The 22,898-nt window shown below is 50.3% G+C and carries 21 protein-coding genes; 5 read left to right on the forward strand and 16 right to left on the reverse strand.

Going from position 1 to position 22,898, the window contains the following annotated elements:
* Positions 1-397: 397 nt before the first annotated feature.
* The 9 genes from JWG88_RS12150 to JWG88_RS12190 all read right to left on the reverse strand — a co-directional run bounded on the left by JWG88_RS12150 (position 398) and on the right by JWG88_RS12190 (position 9,215).
* A complete protein-coding gene (locus JWG88_RS12150; protein ID WP_205234042.1) occupies positions 398-1,120 on the reverse strand; it encodes a sulfite exporter TauE/SafE family protein in 723 nt (240 codons plus the stop codon).
* Positions 1,121-1,355: 235 nt separating this feature from the next.
* The gene (locus tag JWG88_RS12155; RefSeq protein WP_205234043.1) at positions 1,356-1,925 is read right to left on the reverse strand and encodes a superoxide dismutase family protein; all 570 of its coding nucleotides are present in this window, start codon (positions 1,923-1,925) and stop codon (positions 1,356-1,358) included.
* Positions 1,926-2,034: 109 nt separating this feature from the next.
* Entirely contained in the window at positions 2,035-2,568 is a 534-nt protein-coding gene (locus JWG88_RS12160; protein WP_205234044.1) for a hypothetical protein, read from the reverse strand.
* Between the two features lie 283 nt (positions 2,569-2,851).
* Positions 2,852-3,289 carry a DUF2267 domain-containing protein gene (locus JWG88_RS12165; protein WP_205234045.1) on the reverse strand — a complete coding sequence of 146 codons (438 nt, stop codon included), beginning with the start codon at positions 3,287-3,289 and terminating at the stop codon, positions 2,852-2,854.
* A 159-nt stretch (positions 3,290-3,448) separates the two neighbouring features.
* Complete coding sequence (locus JWG88_RS12170; RefSeq protein WP_205234046.1) at positions 3,449-3,913, reverse strand: ferritin family protein; 465 nt, start codon at positions 3,911-3,913, stop codon at positions 3,449-3,451.
* A gap of 151 nt (positions 3,914-4,064) precedes the next feature.
* A complete protein-coding gene (locus JWG88_RS12175; RefSeq protein WP_205234047.1) occupies positions 4,065-4,274 on the reverse strand; it encodes a hypothetical protein in 210 nt (69 codons plus the stop codon).
* 18 nt (positions 4,275-4,292) lie between these two features.
* A complete protein-coding gene (locus tag JWG88_RS12180; RefSeq protein ID WP_205234048.1) occupies positions 4,293-6,455 on the reverse strand; it encodes an FAD-dependent oxidoreductase in 2,163 nt (720 codons plus the stop codon).
* A gap of 105 nt (positions 6,456-6,560) precedes the next feature.
* Complete coding sequence (locus tag JWG88_RS12185) at positions 6,561-7,067, reverse strand: 4Fe-4S dicluster domain-containing protein (RefSeq protein WP_205234049.1); 507 nt, start codon at positions 7,065-7,067, stop codon at positions 6,561-6,563.
* Between the two features lie 30 nt (positions 7,068-7,097).
* Positions 7,098-9,215, reverse strand: a complete 2,118-nt coding sequence (locus JWG88_RS12190; protein ID WP_205234050.1) for a molybdopterin-containing oxidoreductase family protein — start codon at positions 9,213-9,215, stop codon at positions 7,098-7,100.
* A gap of 617 nt (positions 9,216-9,832) precedes the next feature.
* On the opposite strand from JWG88_RS12190, the gene JWG88_RS12195 reads away from it, so the two are divergent.
* Both JWG88_RS12195 and JWG88_RS12200 read left to right on the forward strand, forming a co-directional pair.
* Complete coding sequence (locus tag JWG88_RS12195; protein ID WP_205234051.1) at positions 9,833-10,510, forward strand: HAD family hydrolase; 678 nt, start codon at positions 9,833-9,835, stop codon at positions 10,508-10,510.
* 558 nt (positions 10,511-11,068) lie between these two features.
* Positions 11,069-11,857, forward strand: coding sequence for a RelA/SpoT-related domain-containing protein (locus tag JWG88_RS12200; protein WP_205234052.1), 789 nt, complete (start codon positions 11,069-11,071; stop codon positions 11,855-11,857).
* Here the strand turns inward: JWG88_RS12200 and JWG88_RS12205 are convergent.
* Together JWG88_RS12205 and JWG88_RS12210 are read right to left on the reverse strand one after the other, a co-directional pair.
* Entirely contained in the window at positions 11,825-12,832 is a 1,008-nt protein-coding gene (locus JWG88_RS12205) for a phosphatase domain-containing protein (RefSeq protein WP_205234053.1), read from the reverse strand. The two genes, JWG88_RS12200 and JWG88_RS12205, sit on opposite strands and share 33 nt — an antisense overlap.
* 49 nt (positions 12,833-12,881) lie before the next feature.
* Positions 12,882-13,793 carry a diacylglycerol/lipid kinase family protein gene (locus JWG88_RS12210; RefSeq protein WP_205234054.1) on the reverse strand — a complete coding sequence of 304 codons (912 nt, stop codon included), beginning with the start codon at positions 13,791-13,793 and terminating at the stop codon, positions 12,882-12,884.
* A gap of 515 nt (positions 13,794-14,308) precedes the next feature.
* Here JWG88_RS12210 and JWG88_RS12215 point away from each other — a divergent pair.
* Both JWG88_RS12215 and JWG88_RS12220 read left to right on the forward strand, forming a co-directional pair.
* The gene (locus JWG88_RS12215) at positions 14,309-14,596 is read left to right on the forward strand and encodes a YtxH domain-containing protein (protein ID WP_205234055.1); all 288 of its coding nucleotides are present in this window, start codon (positions 14,309-14,311) and stop codon (positions 14,594-14,596) included.
* Positions 14,597-14,795: 199 nt separating this feature from the next.
* Complete coding sequence (locus tag JWG88_RS12220; RefSeq protein WP_205234056.1) at positions 14,796-15,236, forward strand: hypothetical protein; 441 nt, start codon at positions 14,796-14,798, stop codon at positions 15,234-15,236.
* Between the two features lie 85 nt (positions 15,237-15,321).
* Here the strand turns inward: JWG88_RS12220 and JWG88_RS12225 are convergent, their stop codons facing one another.
* Positions 15,322-16,059, reverse strand: coding sequence for a phosphatase PAP2 family protein (locus JWG88_RS12225; protein WP_205234057.1), 738 nt, complete (start codon positions 16,057-16,059; stop codon positions 15,322-15,324).
* Between the two features lie 210 nt (positions 16,060-16,269).
* Between JWG88_RS12225 and JWG88_RS12230 the strand changes: the two genes are divergently transcribed.
* A complete protein-coding gene (locus JWG88_RS12230; RefSeq protein WP_205234058.1) occupies positions 16,270-19,959 on the forward strand; it encodes a DUF748 domain-containing protein in 3,690 nt (1,229 codons plus the stop codon).
* Between the two features lie 25 nt (positions 19,960-19,984).
* Here JWG88_RS12230 and JWG88_RS12235 read toward each other — a convergent pair whose 3' ends face one another.
* The 4 genes from JWG88_RS12235 to larC all read right to left on the reverse strand — a co-directional run bounded on the left by JWG88_RS12235 (position 19,985) and on the right by larC (position 22,897).
* On the reverse strand, positions 19,985-20,698 hold the full coding sequence (locus tag JWG88_RS12235; protein WP_205234059.1) for a phosphatase PAP2 family protein: 714 nt from the start codon (positions 20,696-20,698) through the stop codon (positions 19,985-19,987).
* 51 nt (positions 20,699-20,749) lie between these two features.
* A complete protein-coding gene (locus tag JWG88_RS12240; protein ID WP_205234060.1) occupies positions 20,750-21,103 on the reverse strand; it encodes a DUF1622 domain-containing protein in 354 nt (117 codons plus the stop codon).
* A 160-nt stretch (positions 21,104-21,263) separates the two neighbouring features.
* Positions 21,264-21,725, reverse strand: a complete 462-nt coding sequence (locus JWG88_RS12245) for a phosphatidylglycerophosphatase A family protein (protein WP_205234061.1) — start codon at positions 21,723-21,725, stop codon at positions 21,264-21,266.
* Positions 21,722-22,897 carry a nickel pincer cofactor biosynthesis protein LarC gene (gene larC, locus JWG88_RS12250; protein WP_205234062.1) on the reverse strand — a complete coding sequence of 392 codons (1,176 nt, stop codon included), beginning with the start codon at positions 22,895-22,897 and terminating at the stop codon, positions 21,722-21,724. Before larC ends, JWG88_RS12245 begins: the two co-directional genes overlap by 4 nt.
* Position 22,898 lies beyond the last annotated feature (1 nt).

Here is a 22,898-nt window from a genome sequence, read left to right on the forward strand (position 1 = left end):
TCAGGATATTGTCTCTAGAGGTATCCGAGGTTGGGGTAATTTTTCCATGGCAACGGATCAGCTTTTGAGATACTGGGGCAACGTAAAAGTTGCACTCCGTTTACGGAATACTAAATCTGGGAAAATATAATTCTAAGACAAACAGCCTGCTCAAGGCTATAAGGGAATATTTAATCCTGAAAATCAAGGTGCAGCATTTATGTATCGATAGGCGAAAGCTACTGATAATAAAGGATGACGAATAGGTAATGAACATTTAAGATGCGGTTTAATGCAACATAAAGGTTGCATGCGTGGGTGTCTCAGATGCTTCAACTTCACCTTCTGACAAAAAAGCAGGCTTTTCATTGATTCTCATCTAGCATCTCTGCAACTTCAATTCTTCCAGGAAATCATATCAATTCCAGATCAATAGTTTGAGACCGACAAGGGCGAGAAAAATTCCAATGAATATTCGAAAAAACCTCTGCGGCATTCTGTCCAGAAAACTTTTGGCAAGATATGCACCGCCAAATGAAATCGGAATACTCAGAAAAAGGGCTGTCGTTAAGTCTTCCTGCAGCCGCGTACCTCCTGAAATATATAGAGTGACACGAGTAAGATCAATAAACATGGCAATTAGGCCGGAAGTGAAAATATACACCTCCTTGTCGAGGTTGAAAGCGGTAAGGAAGGCGCCCCGAACGGCACCACCAACCCCGAAAAAACCAGCGAAGAGACCGGAGAGCAGGCCTCCGCTAACAGCAGTAATGCTGGTCTTAGGTAAGGACCACCGATGATTGACCAGGAGAAAACCAACGTAGAGAATCAGAAAAAACCCCAAAATGCGCTGCAGCGGAATGATCTCTGTCTGCAGGGAGAGTGAGGCGCCGAGAAAACTGGCCGCTATACCGGGCAGGCCGAAGGCAATGATCAGCTTCCAGTCAAACCCCCGTCTGAAGAGAAGCATCTTCCAGATATCACCGCAGAGGTGTATAATGCCCACAAAAAGCAGAGCGACAGGGGGTGGCACCAACAACACCATGAGCGGAATCATGACCGTAGATGTCCCGAATCCCGTCGCTGTCCCGATAATGGAGGCTGCCAGAGTCAGCAGGCAAAGAAGAAGAATTTGAGTCATTTCTTTTTCGCTCCAACCCGAGTTTCGGCTGCTCCCGTATCCCGTACCGGCATCTTTTCGGCTGTCGCGCTGTGGGTGGCGGGATGGTGCCGCAGAGGGAATAATTGGAAAGCGGCACCATCAACGAACACATTAACCATGCACATGTGCAGAAGAATTTTTCCGGAGGACAGTGGTTAACTCACCGGATGGGGTTGATTTCATGACCCATTGGAGATGATGAAAAGCAGGTCTTTTACTCTTTTTCAGTGTTGGCGATGCCGATAACTCCGCAACTGAGACGACCTCCCGCATCTCCTGTCGGCTGCGAAGAGAGATCGTCTTTCTTTTCATGGACTATGACCGCGTGCCCAAGAATATTGTGATCCCCTTGGAAAGAGATAATGTCATCTACACGACTATATGAGGCAGTGCCATCGGCACCCACTGTAACATTCCCTAAATCGCCGGCATGTCTTGGGCTGTCCTCGGGGCCTGCATGTGGGCTGCCTGCGGGATTGAAATGCCCTCCGGCAGAAGTTCCGTCGGCAGCGGTGCAGTCACCATACTCATGAATATGAAAGCCATGCATTCCTTCGCGGAGTCCGGAGAGATCTGCCTCTATACGAATTCCCTCTTCTACTTTGGTGAATGTCACTGTTCCCGATGAAGTATTGCCTTCGGTTGGATGCAGAACCGCTACCGTTTTTTTGAAAGAAGCCTTGACGCTCTTTGTTGTTTCGTTCTGATCCTGCTGGGCTAAGCCGGGAACAGGTATCACTGTACAAAGAATAAATGTGAAAAAGAATGCTTGTATTCGATTCATGTTTTTCCTCCTGTCGTGGTTGTAATATCTGATAATCTTATAAGAGGTAGAGCAAATATCAGACCGGAACGTATTTAAATCAAAAGAAACAAGAGGCAATCACTCAGAGCTAATTTCCAAGTTCAAAATGAATATAATTAAATGCGTCTTTAAACAAGAGAGTGGAACTGTCCTGGGAGGCAGACAGCCCATAGTTGACCTCGCGTATCTCATATTTTTGGTGCAGATGGCAAATGGTGAAGGTTATAAAGCCGTTACCATAATTAGAAAAATCAACCTGATAAACAAGCGATAAAGTCTGCCGATGTTTTTGCCAATATTGCAGATTGCCACCCCCTACCTGAAGGCCGAAAATCTCCGCTTCTTTGGTGTTGATGCTCGTTCTGTTTATTTGACCAAAGCTTCCGGTAAAAGCACTAAGCAATAGCGCTACCCCCTCAAGGTCGTGTTGACGCTGTTCAGGGGAATATTCAGGTGGATAGTGGAAAAGCTCAGCAGCAGAGGTATAATTTTCCTGCGATATAAAGAGAAAAAATTCCGAAATCAGGCCGTTAATTTCACCGTTTTCAATTATTTCTCCCTGCAGATTCTGAGTAAAACCCATCAGAACAAGAGAGAGTATTATTGCGATCTTTTTTCTCATTGTGCCGTAGGACCGGTAATATAACAGGTGAGGGTGCAAAAGGAGCCGGCAGCTCTCTTTTATATTACGCCGGAATCTGCCAACAGATTCCGGCGTCCTGCGATATGAGACAAATCCTGCTTGTCAGGACAGGACGTGTGAGGCTATGGATATGTTTAGAAGAGAACAGCAATCGGGCAAGTCTTTTTCGTTTGCTACCGGCATCTTTGATCTGAACGGAACGCAGGGTGCAGAAAGAATGCAAAAGCTGAAGAGCAATAGTTCAACTGTTCTCTCCGTGATGTCACACCTTATGTGGCCATAATTCCTGTAGTTTTACGGGAGTTATTTCTTTAATCTTTTTAACTTCTCCCTCGGAAAGGTGGTGGTACAGCAGTTTGAACACCGCACGAGCGGCGGTTTCCTGTTCCACTGCCAGCGGTGCATTGTAGAGTTCGGAGATATGTTCGTAGAATTCTTCTTTTTTGCGAATCTTCAGCGGCTTGTCTGCAATCTTCCAGCCTTCGTAATATACCCCGCGGATTAATGTGGGCAATTGAGCTCCAAGATGCACTGCCTCGGCAGGCGGCAGACGGTCCCGCAGAGCCTGCAGTGTGGTGCGCAGCACATGGTACGCCTGATCAGGATCACTCAGATTAAGTTCATACATTATGTCCTTTACCCAGATATGGGCGGATTGAACCATTTTATCCAGAACCGGGCTTGCTTTCAATTCCGTCATGGTGCTCCTCCTTTTACTGTCGGTTAGGTCCATAGCCCCGTCAGCGGCACGGGGCTAAAACCTCAACGTACATAAAAGGAGCAATTATTATACCAGAAGCATGGGGGGCAGCAAAAATAGGACAGCGATCACTGGTGCTCCCCGGAGCCATTTTCGCTTTCAGTCGCCCATTTCAGCCATGAAGTCATCCAACATGCCTTCGATTGCCAGTTTGTGGCGGGCTTCCTCCTGACAAAGCATTTTGAAGAGCTTTTTCTCGTGGTCGTTTTCAGCTCCCTTGAGAAATTGGTTATACATGGCCAGCGCCTGTTCCTCACGCTTGGAGGCAAGCATCAAAATTTCCCTGTAGGTCATGCCTGCTTTATATTCGATTTTCTCCACATAATTGCTGCGCTTGATATCTATAATCCATTTCCATTTGTAATTGTCGAGCTCTCCTGTTGTCTTGCCAGATTTGAGCTGCTTCAGGAGTTCTTCGTGTTTTTCTTCTTCCCGACAAAACTCCAAAAACATTTCTTTATTATTCAATGATTCCTGTTCACTTATCCGGCGGTAGAAGTCGGCCGCTTCTCTTTCTTTCTCTATGGCGAAGTCAATGGCTTCATCGAGATTCCTGAATTGCATGGCTGCCCTGTTGCTTGAGTATTATGAAAAAGGGTCCTGTCCTGAATGGCACTGGTCCTTTGACTAGTCGGAGCCTCATAACTTCCCTTGCCGTTTTCTCTCATGACAAGAAAGCGTAGAGATTCCCAAAATGATCATTTCCTGACAGACGCTAAATAGAACGAAGGCAGTCTTGGGGAAGTCTGTGCGTCCCATGTCCGTCAAGGCTGACTTCGATCATTGCATCCGGATCATTAATGACGGTATCTGGATCTGTTACTATCCCATGACAGCCGATATATGTCTCCATGTACGGTTGCCAGTTTTCATCTGCGCTGCTGCGATATACCTCGACATGCTGACCACGTCTGAATTGTGTCATGGTTGCTCTCCCTTGTTTTTAGCGCAATGCGATATTGTCAGCCTTGGAATGGGCTGCTTCGCTGCGTGCACAATCGTTGCACAGAGCACCGGTAACCTGATTCACCTGAGCAATGGATTTTGTTTTTTCTTTTACAAAATCAAGATATCGCGCAGGTCCCAGAACGGTGCCGCAGCCGCTGCACGATACCAACGGCTGACGATTGAGAATGGTGCCGCATAGCGACAGGATTCGTTCATTCCCCCGGTCCTCGATGCGGATTGCGTCATTCGGACAGTTGGCGGCGCATGCTCCGCAAAGAATGCAGCGTTCTTCGGTAATGCGGAAATCACTTGGTCCGGGATTGTCGAAGTCGAAATAGCCAAACTGCAGGGCATCGATTCCCATCTGGTCCCTGCAGGTGCGCACACATTTTCCGCAGCGCAGGCAGATGTCGCAGCGCAGGCAGCGACGTGCTTCCTCACGGGCCGCATTCTCTGAATAGCCGAGCTCCACCTGCTGAAAGGTGATGCGTCTTCGTTCCATATTGAGCAAGGGCATTTCCGGGCGGCGCAGGGTCATCCGTGAGGTTGCCGGGACCTCAAGCCATTTCGTGCGGGCGCGGCGTTTGGGAACGGGCAGCAGAGTGGGTTGCGGAATGCCCTCGAAATACCGGTTGATGGCCTCGGCGGCTCGTTTTCCGCCACCGATGGCCTCGACAACAGTAGCCGGTCCGGTGACGGCGTCGCCGGCTGCGAAAACTCCCGCTATGCCGGTCCCCATGGTTACCATTTCGGCCATAATGGTATTGCGGCGAGACCACTGCAGTTCATCTATTGATTGCAGGCACTCCCTCTCTATCTGCTGGCCAATGGCGGCGATGACCGCATCGGTCTGGATGAGGAAATCACTGCCCTCCACCGGTACGGGTGAGAGGCGGTCGCTCCCCTCGCGTTTTTCCATTCTTGCACGCAGGCATTTAATGGCGGTAACCTTGCCGTCTTCTCCCAGAATCTCAATGGGTATTGTCAAGAATGAGAGATGAACGCCTTCCTCCTCTGCCTGCTCTACTTCTTCCTCGTCGGCGGGCATTTCATGGCGCGTCCGCCGATAGGCGAGGGTGACATTTTCTGCTCCCAGCCGGATAGCCGTACGTGCAGCGTCTATGGCTACATTCCCTCCGCCGACGATAATGACGTTTCGTCCCACAGGTTGCCTGTCTCCAAGAGCGACCCTGCGCAGGAAATCGATGGAGCTGTGTACACCATTATATTCCTTTTCTCCGGTAATATTCAACTGATAGCTGCCATGTGCACCTATGGCAAACAGGAAGGCATCGAAACCTTCCTTCTTCAGTGACTCCATATCAATATCGGTGCCGAAACGGGTGTTGAAACAAAATTCGATTCCCAGCTGCTGCAGCATCGCAACTTCAAGATCGATAACCTCGCGCGGCAGGCGGTAGCGGGGAATGCCAACCATGGTCATGCCTCCTGCCATGGGAAGCGATTCGATTATTCGGACGCCATGGCCCTTGAGTGCCAGATAATAGGCGGCGGTCAGGCCGGCTGGACCTGCCCCTACGATCGCCACCTTGTGCTTTGTATCGGGCGCCTTTTTCGGATTATGATACCGTCTGTCCGAAAGTGCCTTTTCTGCGGAAAAGGCCTTGAGAAACTTGATGGATACAGGACTGTCGATCCGTCCACGAACGCACATCAGTTCACAGGGACGGGTACAGACCAGCCCGCATACCCATGGAAAAGGGTTGTCCCGGCGGATGAGTTCGATAGCCTCCATGTCACGACCCATGGCAATCAGGTTGACGTACGAGGGGATGTCGATTCCGGCCGGGCATGTCATCTGGCAGGGGGCCGGCACCAGTTTCAGACAGTCGCCGGTGGCGCAGTTATGGGTGTCTATGTGGCTGATGAACGTTTCCCGGGAGTTTTCCAGGGTTGCATGCAGCAGGGTTCCAAGCCGGGCAATATCGGAGTCTTGACTGAACTCGAGGAGTTCTCCCACCAGGGAATCCACGGTGGCCAGATGATCCGCACTTGCCCGTCCTGAGGCAATGTCTCTTAACAACAACTGGATGTCTTCTGTAAGGCGCCGGCCGCGGGGAGTTGTGAGTCCGTTTCCCGCCAGCGCCTGTTCGACTGCTTGAAGACTCGCAGTAACAGGGCATGTTGGTTGCTTCATTGTCTATCCAATATATCTGAATGCACTCCTGCCGTGCAGCAGGAGGCTGTTTTTAAATATCAAGCTGTCCGGTCAGTGCCTGTTCAGCAGTGTTCATCGACTCCATCAATTGAGTTCAGCCACCGCCCGGGCGTAGCGCTCTCTGCGGATGGCCGTGAGGGATGTGACATCATCTCCGAAGGAGAGGGCTTTGGTCATGCAGATGGTGACGCAGGCGGGCTTCAGTCCCTGGTCGATACGGTCCATGCAGTAGTCGCATTTGACCACCTTGCGAGTCTCTTTGCTCCATTGAGGAGCACCCCAGGGACAGGCCCGGATGCAGGCCTTGCAGCCGACACAGGCCTCCTGGTCGACAAAGACGATGCCGTCTTCCGACCGTTTCTGCATGGCGCCTGTCGGACATGCGGCCACACACCAAGGCTTGGCGCAGTGAAAGCATGGCATGAAAATATAGGAGGCCCGCGGCAGGTTTCCCACCATCTTCGGACCGACTGTTATCACCCGGGTAGGCTTCGGACCCGGAGGAAGCTGTTTGTTGACTTTACACTGTACTTCACAGGCACGGCAATTGATGCAGCGCTTGGTATCTTGAAATATATGATATTGACTCATTGATATTCTCCTTAAACGATCTGGTATGCGCTATGCCTTGTTTTCTTCAGTTTCTTCGACAGATACTTTCCTGACCGTGACAAAATGTTCCTGAAAGGCCACAGCTCCACCTGCCTTGTCGTAGATTTCGTTGCCGTCGGGCATGAAGCGGTTATCGGCAAGACCTCTGCCGTATGCCAGGCTCTCCACGGGCAGACGGTGACCAAAGCCATGAACGACAAATACCGCTTCGGGGTGAATCTGATCTGTAACCTCGGCGCGAATACGCTCGGAATATCCGTTGTTGGAAACTTCCACCAGGTCGCCGCTGGCGATGTCCAGCTCTGCGGCTTTTTTGTCATTGATCACCAGAGTGTTTTCCGGCATCAATTCAAAAAGCAGGGGGTTGTTGACGGTGTGGCCCTGGGTGTGAACGGCTACGCGACCGAAGGTTATGCGAAACTGGCCTTTGCCAGGTTTGTCAGGGCCGACATAGGGCGCCAGGGAGGGAATTCCCTGGCTCTCCAGCTTTTCGTCGATGACTTCAACCTTGCCTGAAGCGGTTTTGAAGATTTTGTCGGTTTCAACATTCCGATATTTCGACTTTTCGCCCAGGTAGACCAGCCCGGTTTTATCGAAATCTTCTATGGAAACGCCGCTTCCTTCAAGCTGGAACTTCCAGATATCTTCGATATTGTCGAACACCAACTGGTCGAGCCCCATTCTTTTGGAGAGCCCGGAAATGATTTCCCAGTCGGCCAGGGTGTTGTAGCGCGGCGCCAGGGCTCTTTTGCGGACAAACATATAGGGGACCAGGTCGCCTTTGGTGGCAATGGTGCTTTCGCGTTCAAGAAAGGGGGACAACGGCAGGACAACATCGGAATACCAGGCTGTGTCAGACCATGAGAAGGTCACAGCCACAAGAAGATCAAGATTTTCGAAAACCTTTATCTGGCGGTCCGGATCGGCAAAACCCATCAGCGGATCGTGGCGATAGGCGATATACGCCTTCAGCGGATAAGGATCCTGTGTTTCTATGGCCTTGTAGGCAAGTTGAGCGATGCCGGGACCGGCCTCGAAATGAGGATACTTCCAGCCAACTCCATCGGCCCGCTTGTCCACTGGTTTTTCAAAAAGATCCATGAATGACTTAAGACCCTTCCGTCCGAAATCGCCAGGTTTGTTGACGATGGGCAGTCCCCCCTCGGCGCCCACTGATCCAAGCAGGGCATTGATCAGATACGCTGCTCGGGACATATAAAAAGAATCTTTATAACGGGCAGTCATCCATCCCGGGTGCCAGATGACGGCGGGTGCCGCCTCGACCAGGTCGCGTACGAAGGTTTTTAGAGATGCCGCGCTTACTCCTGTTTCATTCTCGGCCCATTCCGGACTGTACGGTTGAATGAAGTTTTCAAGGTGTTCAAAATCTTTGAAATGTCTTTGGACATACTCCCGATCGTAGAGATTGTGGGTGATGATCTCATGAAGAACGGCAAGATTGAATGCGTAATCAGAGCCGGGGCGCACTTGGAAAAAGGTATCTGCCTTAGTGGCCGAAACATTGGTACGAATGTCGATGACGGTGAGTTTGCAGCCGTCTTCCAGGGCATCGGTGAGTTCGCTGACCTCGCGCACGTTGATAGCTTCAAGCATGTTGCGGGACTGGAGGACCACGTGTTTGGCGTTTTTAAGATCGTAAACCACTCCCTTGCGGCCGAAGCCGTATGAGGATAGTGCGGCATGCTGCACGTTTCGGGCGCAGGAACCATCATGATTGCAGTAGTTCGGTGAGCCCAGGCCCTTGAGGAATGCTCGGTGCAGATCTCTGAAAGGTCCGCCACGATCGGTGAGAAGGATGCTTCTGGCTCCATGGGCGTCGATGATCTTCTGCAGTTTTTCAGCGACATAATCGAATGCTTCGTCCCAGCTCACTTTTCGCCATTTTCCCTCGCCGCGATTACCGGCACGGATCATCGGCGTCTGGGGTCTTTCTCGGTCATATATCAGTCCCGGCGCCGCAGCACCGCGGGCGCACAGGCCACCATCGACATTAGGTGCATGAGGGTTTCCCTGCAGAAAAGCGATGTTTCCGTTTTCCACCTCCGCAACTATGGGACATCGAACGGTGCACATGCCGCACACGCTGTATATCTTTTCACGTGTCATTGTTTCTCCTAAAGTTTTAATAAATTTAGCGGTATCGCCCGCGAGGTCCTCGGCAGGCCGGGGTTGCATTTACAGAAGTCGCCGCATGATCTCAAGGATCCATATGTTCTTCCCGTATTCTTCATGTGATCACTAATAGCAGAAATCATGCCCGGGCCAAATATATCGAACATTTTTTGAATTTATGTGAATAGTATAAGGGATATATGTTCATCTGTGCAGAAGAGCTGTTTTCCCTGGTGTGACGCTCGATCAGCTTCGTGCAACGATTGTGTTGCATGTTATGCGGCTGAGTTCGTACACAATACCGGGGAGAATCGGCTGTTCCTTATGATATGATCCTTGCCGTTTCGGTAAAGTATTTTCGGAAGGCTGCAACCCATTTGAGGCATTTCGTAAAAATGGTATAATTTCAGATTATTGAATAGCTCATGGTGTCCAGGGAAAGGCCGCAAGGTGCAATATTAATGTTGCATGATAGCGCGGCGTGTTCCGCCGGAGAGCGGAGTATTTTTTCAGTGCAAAGTGTTTCTGTATACCCTATACATGAAGAGAGTCAGGTGTTTTTCTGCAGCCATGCGGTACTTCAGCAAACCTTCAACTTTGAGAAAACGACCATGTTATATTCCGCAGTGATTTTTGATCTCGACGGCACACTTCTCGATACCCTGGATGATCTGGCCGAGACAGGCAACCAGGTACTTGAGGAACAAGGCTATCCGGTTCACCCGCCGGATGCCTATAAATTTTTTGTAGGAGAAGGGATGCAGACCTTGGTTGAAAGGATAACTCCGGATTCGGCAACCGATTCAGAGAAGCAGGCCTGCTTCAATCGTTTTAAAACCTTGTATTCCCGATATTGGAACCGCAGGACCAGACCCTATGAAGGTGTGATGCAGCTTCTTGCCCTTCTGGAAAAGAAAGGTTTTCAACTTGGCATTCTTTCCAACAAACCGCATGATTTTACCCTGATGTGTGTCGATTATTTCTTCCCGGAAGGGACCTTTGGACAGGTTTTCGGGCAACGGTCGGAAATTCCGAGAAAACCCGATCCTGCCGGGGCGCTGGAAATTGCCGGACGATTCGGAAGCACTCCCGATGAGTGCATTTATATCGGTGATACCAGTATCGACATGCAGACTGGAAAATCTGCCGGCATGTATACCATTGGGATTCTCTGGGGCTTCCGTGGTGCGGCTGAACTGCAGGAGAACGGCGCTGACAGGATTGCGAAGACTCCGCAGGAACTGGCCGAGGTAATAAACAGTCTCTCTTCCGGAAATGAGCACGCTTAGTCGGCACACACTTTCGCCACCTTACTTTTTCGGGCCGATCGTGGTCGCAGGTCCGTCAATCTTTCTGATCCGGCAGCACTGGGAGCGGCACTGTCTTCATCCCCAACCCGGGATACCGCAAAGCTGGCGAGCTGCCGGAATCCATCTGGTTGATGGGTGACCGCTTTTACTGTCCCGCAGGAATACGTCCTACCGAGGAGGACAAGCTGGCTAATGTCACTACCCGTTGCTGATGCTTTATTTTTTCTTTATTGCGAAGGGATGCATCTATCCTGCTGCCTACAGAATGTGTTCATTCCCATACCTCGTTTACCATCTCAATCAACAGGAAAATGCGGATCGAACTTCCAGTGATTCCAGAGCGGAAATTTTTATTTTATTGAAAATGAGCTGTATATTCAGAATTATAACTTCATGTACCATCCTCTGTTGCGCTGTGGTATGCATCTTGCTATCGGTATGGCACTTGCCTTCATACCGATGTTTTTCAAGGTATCCCTGGCAGTCTTGATTAGGATAGAAAAAAAGATCAATCCCTATTGAAAGAGGTTGGAGGATATGCAAAAATCATCATTCCATCATTTGCCGGCGGAAATTCCTGTAAAAATACAGGAGAAACATTCACGGGGAATACATCTGCCTCAGTCCAGTGAGAGTAATGTAGAACTGGCCAGGTTCAGGTCCCGACGACTGGATGATATGTGTTTTCGCTATCTTCGCCCCATCGAATTCCGCCGCACAAAAAAAATCCGGGAGTCATTGCTGAACGATACCGGCATGGATGTCTCTAAAATTATCGCCGCGGTAGAGCAGGTGCTGAAGGAGGAAAATATCGGAATTCTTGGTATTCAGGGCAGGTCAAAAGGAATTCACAGTACTTACCGGAAGCTGCGTAAGTACGACATGGATATCACCCGAGTCTATGATCTCATTGCCGTGCGTGTTCTTGTAGACGACATCGACTCATGCTATCAGGCCCTAAGCGTTCTGCATAAAAAATACAAGCCGGTGACCGGACGTGTGAAAGACTATATCCTACGGCCAAAGCGCAATGGCTATCAGTCTCTGCACACTACTGTAACAGCTCCGCCTGGTGTGTTCGAGGTACAGTTCAGGACCAAAGCTATGCATACCGAAGCCGAGTTCGGCTTTGCCGCGCATTGGTTGTATGATCTGATGAGAAAGAGGCGGATGAAGAACTTTTTTCCTGCGGACCGGAAAACGCTGTCTGTCCTCGAAGCACGTTTTCTTCATCAGCAGAAAAAGAAAATTCTGCAGCAAGTGCCTGTCGAAGAGGCGGTGGTATTTTGGAATCTACGGTCGAGTGAGCAATCCTTTCTCAAATAATTTTTCCCGCAGGGAAAAGCCGTCTTCAAACTCGAAGTAGGGTATGCCCAGGCTCTTGTAATCTGCCGTAAAAGGCTTCGACTTCTCCCGGGCCACCCGGATACAGACGGCCGCTATTCTTTCTGGATAGCGGCTGGCAATCTCAAAGTAGATTTGCCGGTCGGCCTGCCCATTATCACCGAAAAGAAAAAAGGGCAGATCTTTGGCAATTTTTAAAACAGTTTCGATTTTTTGAGTTTTGTGGCCATGACCTCTGCGGATCAGTTTGTTGTTGGCCATTCCGATTTTCTGCATCAGCAGAGGACCCTTGGGAAAATCCTGCAGTTCCAGAAAATCATTCATGAGGCCATAGAGACTCCAGCTCGAACTGGTTATATAAAAAACAGGAGAGAGCAGAGGAGTTGTACGGACAATGGTCTTATATAACTCCGCCATTCCTGCAATGGCGATGCGTGTCGTGGAATTATTGATAAAGGTCATCCTGGCGCTCAAGAGCAAATCAGTAGCGTAGGTTTCCAGGATAGTATCATCAATATCGCTTATGATACCGGGCGAGAGTGGCGCCGAGGAGGGCATGCTTAAGATGGCGCCGCTCTGATTCATGATTTCGCTATATCCCTTCACCGGCTCAAGAACAAAATGCACATCTACCCAACCGGGCTTTTCCAGTTTTTCCCGCAATGTGACTATTTCCCAGAAATAGCCGATGTCATCGGTTGTTATGGAAACGGACTGGCCGTTAACAGTTGCGGTCAGGTGCGCCTTTTCAGCTCTGGCGCGCAGGAAGACCCTGGTCATATTGCGAAGATTCCGCCACCAGGGGTCATCCTTCCTGGGGGAGCCGCTTTCCAGGTTCTCGATGACTCTGCCGCATATCACCACCGTATCGTCACAGCCGTAACTGTGGAAAGGCAGTATGGTAAAAGGACGTAGACGACCGGAATACTTTTTCAGTTTCCGGATGAATCGTGCCATGAGCACATCCGCGTATGGCGGTGGTCTATGGTAATCTTCTATGGCTGTATCAGGAAAAATTTCTGCCAACGATAACCCTCAAGCGTCTGGAATAAATAGTGTAATGAACTTCATCGACTTCTACGTCATGAAGTTCACCGTCATAATTGATGGAGAGAGGCCTTGAAAACTTCATAGCAAATTTCGGTGTACGAAGCGATAAAATAGTATCGGAACGATCCTGCTCGCCGCTGAGTATCAGCCTGGAGTTAAAGATTTGATCAGAGATTCCCTGTCCAAGATAAAGTACCAGATCCAGGTTGCCGTCGGTCAGGTTGGCCCTCGGGGCCACCGGAATACCCGAAGCCGCAAATCTGCCGTTGCCCACAACCACGTTAAGGGCGTCGGCGCTAATCTTTTCTTCTTCGCAGCTTTGGCCTTCGCAGAATACGTCGACATGAAAGGGTTCCAGTTCGCTAAGAGCAGTAAATCCTGATTTAATATAAGAAAGTGTCCTCCAGTTTGCTTTATCTGTCTCTTCCAGATGTTTGTCGACCGCACCTGCAAATCCGCATGAGGAAACATTGAAAAAGAGAATTTTACTACTCCCGGCGGTGAGTTCGCCCACGTCGATATCTGTCTCCCTGCCGGTTTCGATGGTTCGCAAAGCAGCCTCAATATCGTGTTCGATATCGAGGCTGCGGCAAAGGTCATTGCCTGTTCCCAGCGGGATGATACCCAGGGTCGCGGGTTTCCCGGCTTTCATGATACCGTTGGCGACCTCCCAGACAGTGCCGTCTCCGCCGGCTGCCACTATCAGAATGTTACCGCTGGAAGCAGCGCGGCGGGCAATTTCTTTTCCGTGACCTGCGTATTTGGTCTCCTCAAGTCGATAGCCGCGCTGTGCTGCAGCTTTCCTGATCTGATCATGATTTCTGTCTCCGGCATTACCATTTAGAATAACAAGTGGGGCATCATTCATATTTTTTCTCCTCATTGTCCCCGTTGCCATACGAAAGATCTTTTTCCAGCAAGCAGTTTTCTCAACGCAATCGGTTACCAGGATTGGGATGAATCATTATCTTCTTCAGGACAAGGTATGCAGATTATTGTCTTTTGCCATAGGCAGTTTGTAAAAAATGAAAACCAGGTGAAGAATGAGCACAGTTTTTTCAGCTTATTTTCCTGTCTTTTTGATGCGGTCACGTATATTGGCAATTCTGATTGCTCGGAAAAATACCGGGTATTATGCTCCTGTCTGATAAAACAGGAAATATCCAGCAGAACCGGACTTTGAAAGCAGTTCTAAACTTTTATGTTTTTCAACAAGAAGGTTAATATTCTTAAAATATTGGTGAATTTCCGGTAAATCATGGCTGGCATGCTTTTCGCACTCCCCTGAATAAAACCACTAAAAAACATGTCTATAGACAACCGGCTCAATAATGAGAACAATAGGCAGCGTCGGCATGGCAATCTACAGTGTTAGGAGGAAAAATGAAAAATTATAAGAACTATATGAGATGGCACAAAAAGACCAATGGGCGAGGGAAAATTGTCATGGGAACTCTGGCCGGCATTGCCGCGGGGTTGACGGCAGGATTTCTTACGGCGCCTCGTTCAGGGAAGGAAACCCGGACTATTCTGACGACCAGGGCTGCTGACACCATTGACAGAGTAGGCAGCAGTGTCGGCAGGACCAAAGAAGAGGTCATCGCCGCAAGTAAAGAGCGGTTCGAGCAAGGCCGGGAGGAAATTGAAAAAGCCAGAGCGGACCTGAAGTAGTGAGAAAAGAGTCACAATTTTGTCCCTGAGCCTCTTGAGTGAAGGCACCGTCAGGTCATCGCTTATTAGGGCCGAAGACAAGGACATCTTTTGAAAAAATAAGGTTGAGCATACTTCGGGCGATCCCTGCCAAAGACGATATCAGGAAAATGAACAGTTATGTCAAATACACGGAAGTATATTCAAAAGGAGAGTCCGGATGAGACCCAAAAAATTTATAAGTTTTCTCTTTCTCTGTCTGCTGCTTTTCCCTTTAAGCGGGTGCGACGGTCCGGCTGAAGAAGCAGGTGAAAAGGTCGATGAGGTTGTAGAAAAACAAAAACAGAGGATACAGGAAGCCGAAGACGAAATTTCCGCGGCACGGGAGGAGATTCGCGGACTTAAGGAAGAGCTGGCCAGGGCCAGGGAAGAAAAGGAGGTAGCCCAGGCAGAGCTGGAAAAGGCCAGGCAGGAACGCGGGCAGGCTGTTGAGGAGATGCAGGGAATAGTGGAGGAAGAGCCGGTAAAGCAGCAGGAAGATACGCAGACACAGTCGGGAGATGCGCAGGCAGTTTGGCAGGAAGCAGAGCCGGTAGAGGCAGATAAATCCGCTGGTCAGGTACAGAGCGATCAAGTGCAGGAGAGTCAGCCTCAAAATTGATCAGCACAGGGTGAGCCGGGGAACTGATACAATAATAGCTACGGACGAGTTAGTCAGCCTTGTGAAGCCTCCCTTTTTTACCTGATCAATTTTCCTGCTCTATTTGGCCCCGACTCTGCAGCAGGATTGCCAGCATCCAGCTGATCAGAGCCCAGGAGGAGCCGGCCGTCCAGCCGGCAAGCACATCACTAGGCCAGTGGACGCCGAGATAGATGCGGCTGAAGCCAACCAGCAATGTCGTGATTAGCGAAAGAACCAGAATATACAGCTTTAATCTTTTTTGGCTGGTGTAGCGCGCCAGCAGTCCTCCCAGGGTGAGGAACACAATGGCGGAAAGCATCGAATGGCCACTGGGAAAGCTGGCGCTGAAAACATAGAGGTCATGGGGAACAAGGTCGGGCCGGGGCCTGTCGAAACCGAACTTAAGGACTGTGCTGAGCAGCAATCCACTTAAAACCGAAACCGTCATAAAGAGGGCCATTCCTTTTTTGTTCTGCAGCATCAGAAAACCTGCCGCGGCAAGGCAAAGTGCGGTTAAGACGGTGATGCCGCCCAGTGCCGTGAAATCCCGCATCATTTCTTCGAACCATAGAGGTCCGACAGGATCGGACAGATCGGCAGGATTGCGGAGCGCCAGGATAATTTCTTTATCAATATGGTGAGTCTCACCCTCCAGCATTTCATCAGCAAGTTCGACAAATCCCCAGATTCCAGCCGCGGCAAGAAATGAAGTCAAAAGTATTGCCGATTCCAGGGGCGGTATGCGGGATGAAATAAACCTGTACCATGATTTAAGATGCTCCAGCATTTCGTTCATCTTCATTTCCACTCCTGCAAAAAATTCGTCATCTTACTTCCGCTACATTAAGTCGGCACGACGCATAAACAAGGCCAGTTGTGCAGCCGTTAATAGCTGCACTGAAAATTCCGGAAATCGATTATGGAAAGGCCGGGGTGCTCCTGTATGGCGGTATTGGCACGTTTCTTGAGTAATCCTTTTTCATCCGGTCATTTTTCCAGGCGAAGGAGATTTATGGGCGATACGCACAAGCCTTCTTTTGTTCAAGCACTTCTCGGACGCACTGTCCGCTATTCTCTGTTGGTTGCAGCCGTTGCCGCTCTGCTTTTTATCATTTTACAGATGAGCTCGAAATATCTCTTGAGACAATGGCTGTTGGAGAATGGTGCCAACAGTGTTGCCATTGAGAAGATGTATCTGAATCCATTTACCGGCAGGTTAACCCTTAACGGAGTGGACATAGAGAAGAGTGGCGAAATCGTTTACTCCGATGATATCTTTCATCTCAATATCAGCATGTCCTCTCTCTTCGACAGAGACATTCATGTTGAGCAAGCCGTTCTTCGGGATATGCTGATAGACATTCATAGAGATGACAGCGGAGTTCTGAGTATAGGTTCATACCGGCTCCAGTCGGGGGAAAAACAAAAAACGGAGGAGGATTTTTCGCCATGGACATTGCAGGCGGAAGAGGTGGACCTGAGCAATGTAATCATCAGCTACAGGCAGGACGAGGTCGATCTGCAGTTGGTTATCGACAATGGCAGCGCCAGGGGATTCAGCAGCAGTACGAACGAGGAATCAAGCCGGGTCACACTCTCAGGGCACCTTAACGGTGCTCCGCTGGAAGTTGAACTCTCCGGGTTTTTGCTTGAACCCTTTTTCTCGCTTTCCGGAAAGCTGAAGCTGAGTGAATTCTCACTGCAGGACCTCGAAGGTTTCCTGAGCCGACAGCTTTCGGCATTAGATGGTACTCTCTCAACCGCCGGTTCGTTTTCCTTTGAAAATAGAGATAACGAGCGATTTTCCTGGCGTTTTGACGGCACTGCCGAAGCTCTTGAAACTGCCTTGGGAGGTGAAGGCCTGTCTGTTTCGGGGGATCTCGGCTGGAACGGAAAAATCAGCCATGAAAAATTCTCCGCAGAAAAGACGGCAATCGGGATAAAGGGAGTAGCTGCCGCTCGTTCCCTGCGCTACCGGGATAAAAAAACGGCTCTTGCTGCCGGCTTGCAGGCATTTTCGGCAGAGGGAGCTGTACAACTGGAAATGACAGAAAAGGTATCCATCTCCTCAGACATCTCTCTTTCGTTCTCTGAAGTGGATGCTGCCGGTGAAAAAGGAAGATTGAGCAGCAGCGCGGCATCCTGGCAGGGCATCGCAGATTATAGCGGCAGCGGCGATGGCAAGGAACAAAAGTTCTCCACCGACGGAAATATTGTTGTTGATGAACTCTTTCTTGCTGTGCCCGGCACTGTTGAAGTAATCCTGCCGCATTTTACCAGCGTCGGCAAATCCGAGATCGTTATGGCTGATGGTTTTACCGTCGCCTATGATGGAGAAACTACAGCAGAGGAGACTGATTTGACAGCCGGAGAGTATTCCCTGAGCAGCGCAGATATGACGTATAGGGGGGTGGCCGGCTATGAAGTTTCAGAGGAAGGAGCGGCTGTTGTGTATATCGATGGTTCACTTGCTGCTGAAAAAACAGGAACCGGGTTCAAAGCTCAGCAGCTACGATGGAATCAGGGGAACATAACTGTTGACGGCGATTTTACGGTGGAATTGAAATCCGAGCAGTTTTTTGCCGGCACTGCCGCCCTGACTATGGAAGATGGCAGACTGCTGGAAGATGAAGAAATCGCCGTTACTCTGGATTCATTGATCATTGAGCAGATCAAGAGCGATGATTCGGGGAATCTCCGCATCCCTGCTGTTGACAGCGGTCCCCTTGCCATAAATTCCTCCGAGCGTATTCCCTTCTCCCTTAATCTCGAGACTGTGCGTCTTGAGGAGATTACTGTCACCAGGATGGAGAATTTCAAGATCGGTTCTATCCTTTTACAGGAATTAAATCTCCCCGCCGCGGGATCTCAGCAGTTGGGCCTTGCCGCCTCTGCAGTGGTTGTGTCGGAAGTTGCCGGTTCAAACCAGAAGGATCTGGCAATTGATGCTGTCCGGGCGGTAGATGTATCCCTGCCATCTGTGGGTGGAGAACGGCTCGATCTTTCCGCCTCTGTGCTGGAAATATCTCAAGTTGCCAGCGAGAATCTCGAGGGGATTGAGGTCGGCGCTGTCCGGGTGGAGGATATATCCCTGCCATCTGTGGGAGAAGTGCGGCTTGATCTTTCGGCATCTGTCCTGGAGATATCAGATATTGTCACTAATCTGGAAAATCTTGCCGTTGCCGGCATCACCATGCAGGAGATAGCCCTTCCGGCTTCAGGGGACCGCGAGCTTGCACTTGCCCTGGATTCACTCAGTATCGGCCCCATAAACAGCGGAAACCTTCAGGAGTATACCGTTGAGGTGGTGCAGTTCGAGCAGCCGCTGCTGAGCAAGAGCCTGAACGGGGAAAGGCTCATTGCCATGGAGGATATAACCGCAAGGCAGATTTCGGGCCAGGGAGGCAGGGAGGTGAGAGTTGCGCAAATCATCGGAGGGCAGGCTGGTTTTCTAACAGATCCATTACTGGAAAATGACGCGCCTCTGGCCTCACTGGCCGGTATTGAAGTATCGGAGTTGAGCTGGTCTCAGGAGCAGGGAACACATATCCAATCGGTTGTCGGGGAGAGCCTGCAGGGCGAATATACCAGGAAAGAGGAAGCTGGGGAAGAAGCCCCTGGCGAGCAGGAGAAAACTGAGGAAGATCAGGGCCCCACAGAGATCCCCCTGCGGATTGACAGCGTTACGCTCAACGGATCCAATGAGCTGAAGTATTCGGATTCTACCAAAGCTGATCCCTTTACTGCGGTGCTCACCATTGATTCTCTGGAAATCGCCGATATAAATCTGGCTGATCCCGGGCAGTCCCTGACCTATGAAGTAGTTGGCTCCGTCGATAAATATTCTCCACTGACTGCCTCCGGAAGTGCAGCCCCATGGGCTGAACCGCGGTTATGGGAGCAGCAGCTGCATCTGCGGGGTTACCCGGTGGAGAATCTTTCATCGTTTTCCATTGAGCTTATCGGCGCCAGACTGACCGGCGGAAAGCTCGAACTTGAATCGCAACTGGAGATACAAGGCGATTTCATCAACATGGACAACAGGCTGATTATTGACGAGATTTCCACAAAAACGGTAGAAGCTGATCGGCTGCGGCAATTCAACAGAAGATTACCGATTCCACTGGATACAGCCTTGAGCTTTATGCAGGAAGATGGAATCGTTACGCTCACAATTCCAATTGAAGGCAGCCTCTCCGAACTCGATATCAATTACAACGACATAATCGTGACGGCATTAAGCAACTCCATCGCTACGGCAGTACAGCCGCTGCTTGCTTATTCCGTACTGGGGCCAGGAGGAGTTCTGGCGTATCTTGGCCTCCAGATAGGGCAGAAACTGATCAATACCGAACTCCCCGAGCTGATCTATGAGCAGAATAATGCCGAACTTACCGATGAGCATAAGAGAGCGTTGAATGAGGTGGGAGAGAGGCTTGCGGAAAGAGTCAGAGAACAGGAAGATGCTTCCTACTATATATATCCGAGGGTGGCGCCAGGAGAAGTTTCCGAATCCGGCGAGGCCTCTCTCCTCGACGAGAAGCAGCGGCAGGAGCTCTATGAGCTGGGAGAGAGAAGGGCACGGAGGGTAAAATCCTATCTGCTTCAGAATTTCGATATCGAAGAAAAGAATTTGCTCATATTTCAGCCTGGTATACTTTACGACGGAGAGTCTCAGGGAATGATCAGCTTTATGAAATGACAAGAGCAGCTCGATAGATAGTGCTTTACTGTTCCTTTGTGAAAATCTTGTCGATGAGCAGCCAGAAACTGGCCCAGGCCAGACCGACGCTCCATCCTCCTAAAACGTCTGTGGGGTAATGGACGCCAAGATATATCCTGCTGATGCCGATAAGAAAAACCAGCAAGACGGCAACGGCCAAGGTGAAAATCTTGACGTTTCTCTGCCGCTGTACCTTGGCCAGCAATCCAGCCAACGAGAGGTAAACAACTGCGGATGACATGGCGTGCCCGCTGGGAAAACTGAAGGTCTCCGTCATAACCATGTGAAGGCTTTCGTCCGGGCGAGGCCGCGCAAACAGATATTTTAAGGCAAAAGAAAGACCAATGCCGCCAAACGATGAACAGAACATCACCATTGCCGTTTGATAGCGGCCGAGGACCAGAAGGAAAATTATGGTTATAGTTGCGGCGACACAGATGATAGTAATTCCGCCAAGTGCGGTGATCTCTTCCATACTGGCGGGCAGCCAGTCAGGTCCTTTTATCTCTCCTGCTGCGGACGTTGCCCGGATGTAATCCAGCAGTATTGTGTCGAAGTGCAGCTGGTCGGTTTCCCTGATCTCGTCAGCAATCTCGATAAAAACCCAGGAACCCGCTACAAGACAGAGCAGGGTAAAGAGTACGGTAATCTCAAGGTTCTTTAACCAGCCAACGTATCTTTTCAGGTATGTCTCCAGACTCCTACCGGTATTTTTCATGGCTGACAACTCTCTCATGGTACAAAAAAACTGCCACTCAGTTCAGCTGGGTTAGCTGGTTTTCTTCGATTCTCTCTGCCATGGGAAATGTCCTTCTATTTCCAATTCTATAGACCAGCTGAGAAAGGTCCGTATGAGCACGATAACCCCAAGCGCAAGGACCCGGTCCATGGTGGCGTCGGTGACCACGGTGGCGATTATATCTCCTGCCACCAGAATCTCCAGGCCGAGAAGAATACCTTTGCCAAGTTCCACACGAAGAAGGTGGTAGGCATTTTCTCTGCCTTTCCTGGTCCTGTGAAAATATCTGTAGAGTCCAAGAAAGGTGGCGATCATAATAGTAACAACGCCAATTATCTCAACAATTACAGCTGAATAAGATGTGTAGGCATGCAGGGTTTCCATAACTATAATCCCTTGATGTTGGAGAGATGGGAACTATCGCTGCTCCTGAAAAAAATGCAATTTTTACTTACTTGCCGATTAATTAGGGGGATGCAATGATTGTGCCTCCCATATAAGACTGCTGCTAATGGGTTAAGGTTTTCCCTCCCCAATAGAGTTTTTATCGAATAGGAGCTGAAAGATACCAGAAAAGCTGCAGGCTGATACAGGCATAGATGCCGGCCGTGACATCATCCATCATTATGCCAGTGCTGCCGTGAATATGGTTTTTAAACCAGGATACCGGGAAAGGTTTGAGTGTGGCAAAGACTCGGAAGAGGATGAAGCCCAGAAGCCAGGCTGCAGGGTGGGGGGGAGCGAGAGTGAGGGTAACCAGCATTCCGACAATCTCGTCTATGACGATAGGATCGGCATCGGGGATATCGAGAATTTTTTCCGCTGAACCGACGGCAAAAAAGCCGACGATAAAGAGGAAGAGCAGGACAGCGAGATAGAGCGGCAAAGAGAGGTCCTTGAGCAGCAGCCAGGGGAAAAAGGCGGCGAGGGAGCCCCAGGTGGCAGGAGATTTCGGCAGCAGTCCCACATACATGCCGGTGGCCACGGCCATAATCAGCTGGGTCATGAGGGCGTCGTTTCTTTTTTTACCTGGTCGTAGACCTGCTGGAGGGGGATATTGAACTTTTCGGCGATCCTGCGGCATTCCTCATACTCGGGATAAACTCGCGTTCCTCCGGGAGTTTCGACCTCCTTGGCGGCAAGTTTTCCCCAGGGAGTCTTAACTTGCACAATCCGGCGCGGCAGGGTCTGCCGGTATTCTCTGTGGTAGCGCAGGCCGATGGAGGTGGTTTCCTCAAAAACCAATCGGCGCAGGACGGCGGCGAGGTGGAGCGGACAGATGATTTTCAGCAGGAAACCGGGCCGGCCTTTCTTCATCTGGATGGGTGCCAGGCTGACGTCGAGAGCTCCGTCCCTGAAGAGTTGATCGCAGAGATAGGGAAAGGATTCCGGGCTCCAGTCATCAAGGTGAGTTTCGATGATCTCGACCTCCTGATGTTCCTCGGGCTGCACAGAGGTGCCGAGGATGAGCCTGAAGAGATTGGGCTGATTGCCGGGCAGAATATGGCTGCCGGCGCCATACCCGGTTGAGGTGATAATCATCGGCGGCATACTTCTGAATTCCGTGGTCAGGACCTTGAGCAGGGCGGCTCCTGTAGGCGTGACAAGCTCCTGGCTGTGCGCCACCCCGTAGCAGGGAACGCCGGTGAGGATCTCACAGACAGCCGGGGCCGGCAGAGGCAGCCTGCCATGAGCGCACTCGACAAACCCCCTGGGAGAGGGAACCGGTGAACAATAAAGTTTGCGGACGCCAAGGTGATGGAGTCCGGCAACAGTGCCGACCACATCTATGATGGTGTCGATGGCGCCTACTTCATGAAAATGCACCTTTTCAATATCGATGTCGTGTACTTTGGCTTCCGCCCTGGCGATCTCATTGAAGACTTCGATGGAACTGGCGATTATCCTCTGATCCAGTGAGGAGTTCTGCAAAATTGTCTTGATGGAGGAAAGGTGACGGAACTGCTGCTGCGGCGTACCATGGACATCTACCTTGATCCCGCCGATGCCGTTTGTCCGGGTGTGATCTATGGTCAGGGAGTAACCTTCCAGATTAAGCTTTACCAATTCGTCGTTGAGGAGTTCTTCCGAGAGGCCGCAGTGGATCAGGGCTCCGAGAAACATGTCTCCGCTGATCCCGGAAAAGCAGTCGGCATAGGCTATGCAAGAGGATGTCATG

Source organism: Desulfopila inferna, assembly GCF_016919005.1.
In the GTDB taxonomy this organism is placed as follows: domain Bacteria; phylum Desulfobacterota; class Desulfobulbia; order Desulfobulbales; family Desulfocapsaceae; genus Desulfopila_A; species Desulfopila_A inferna.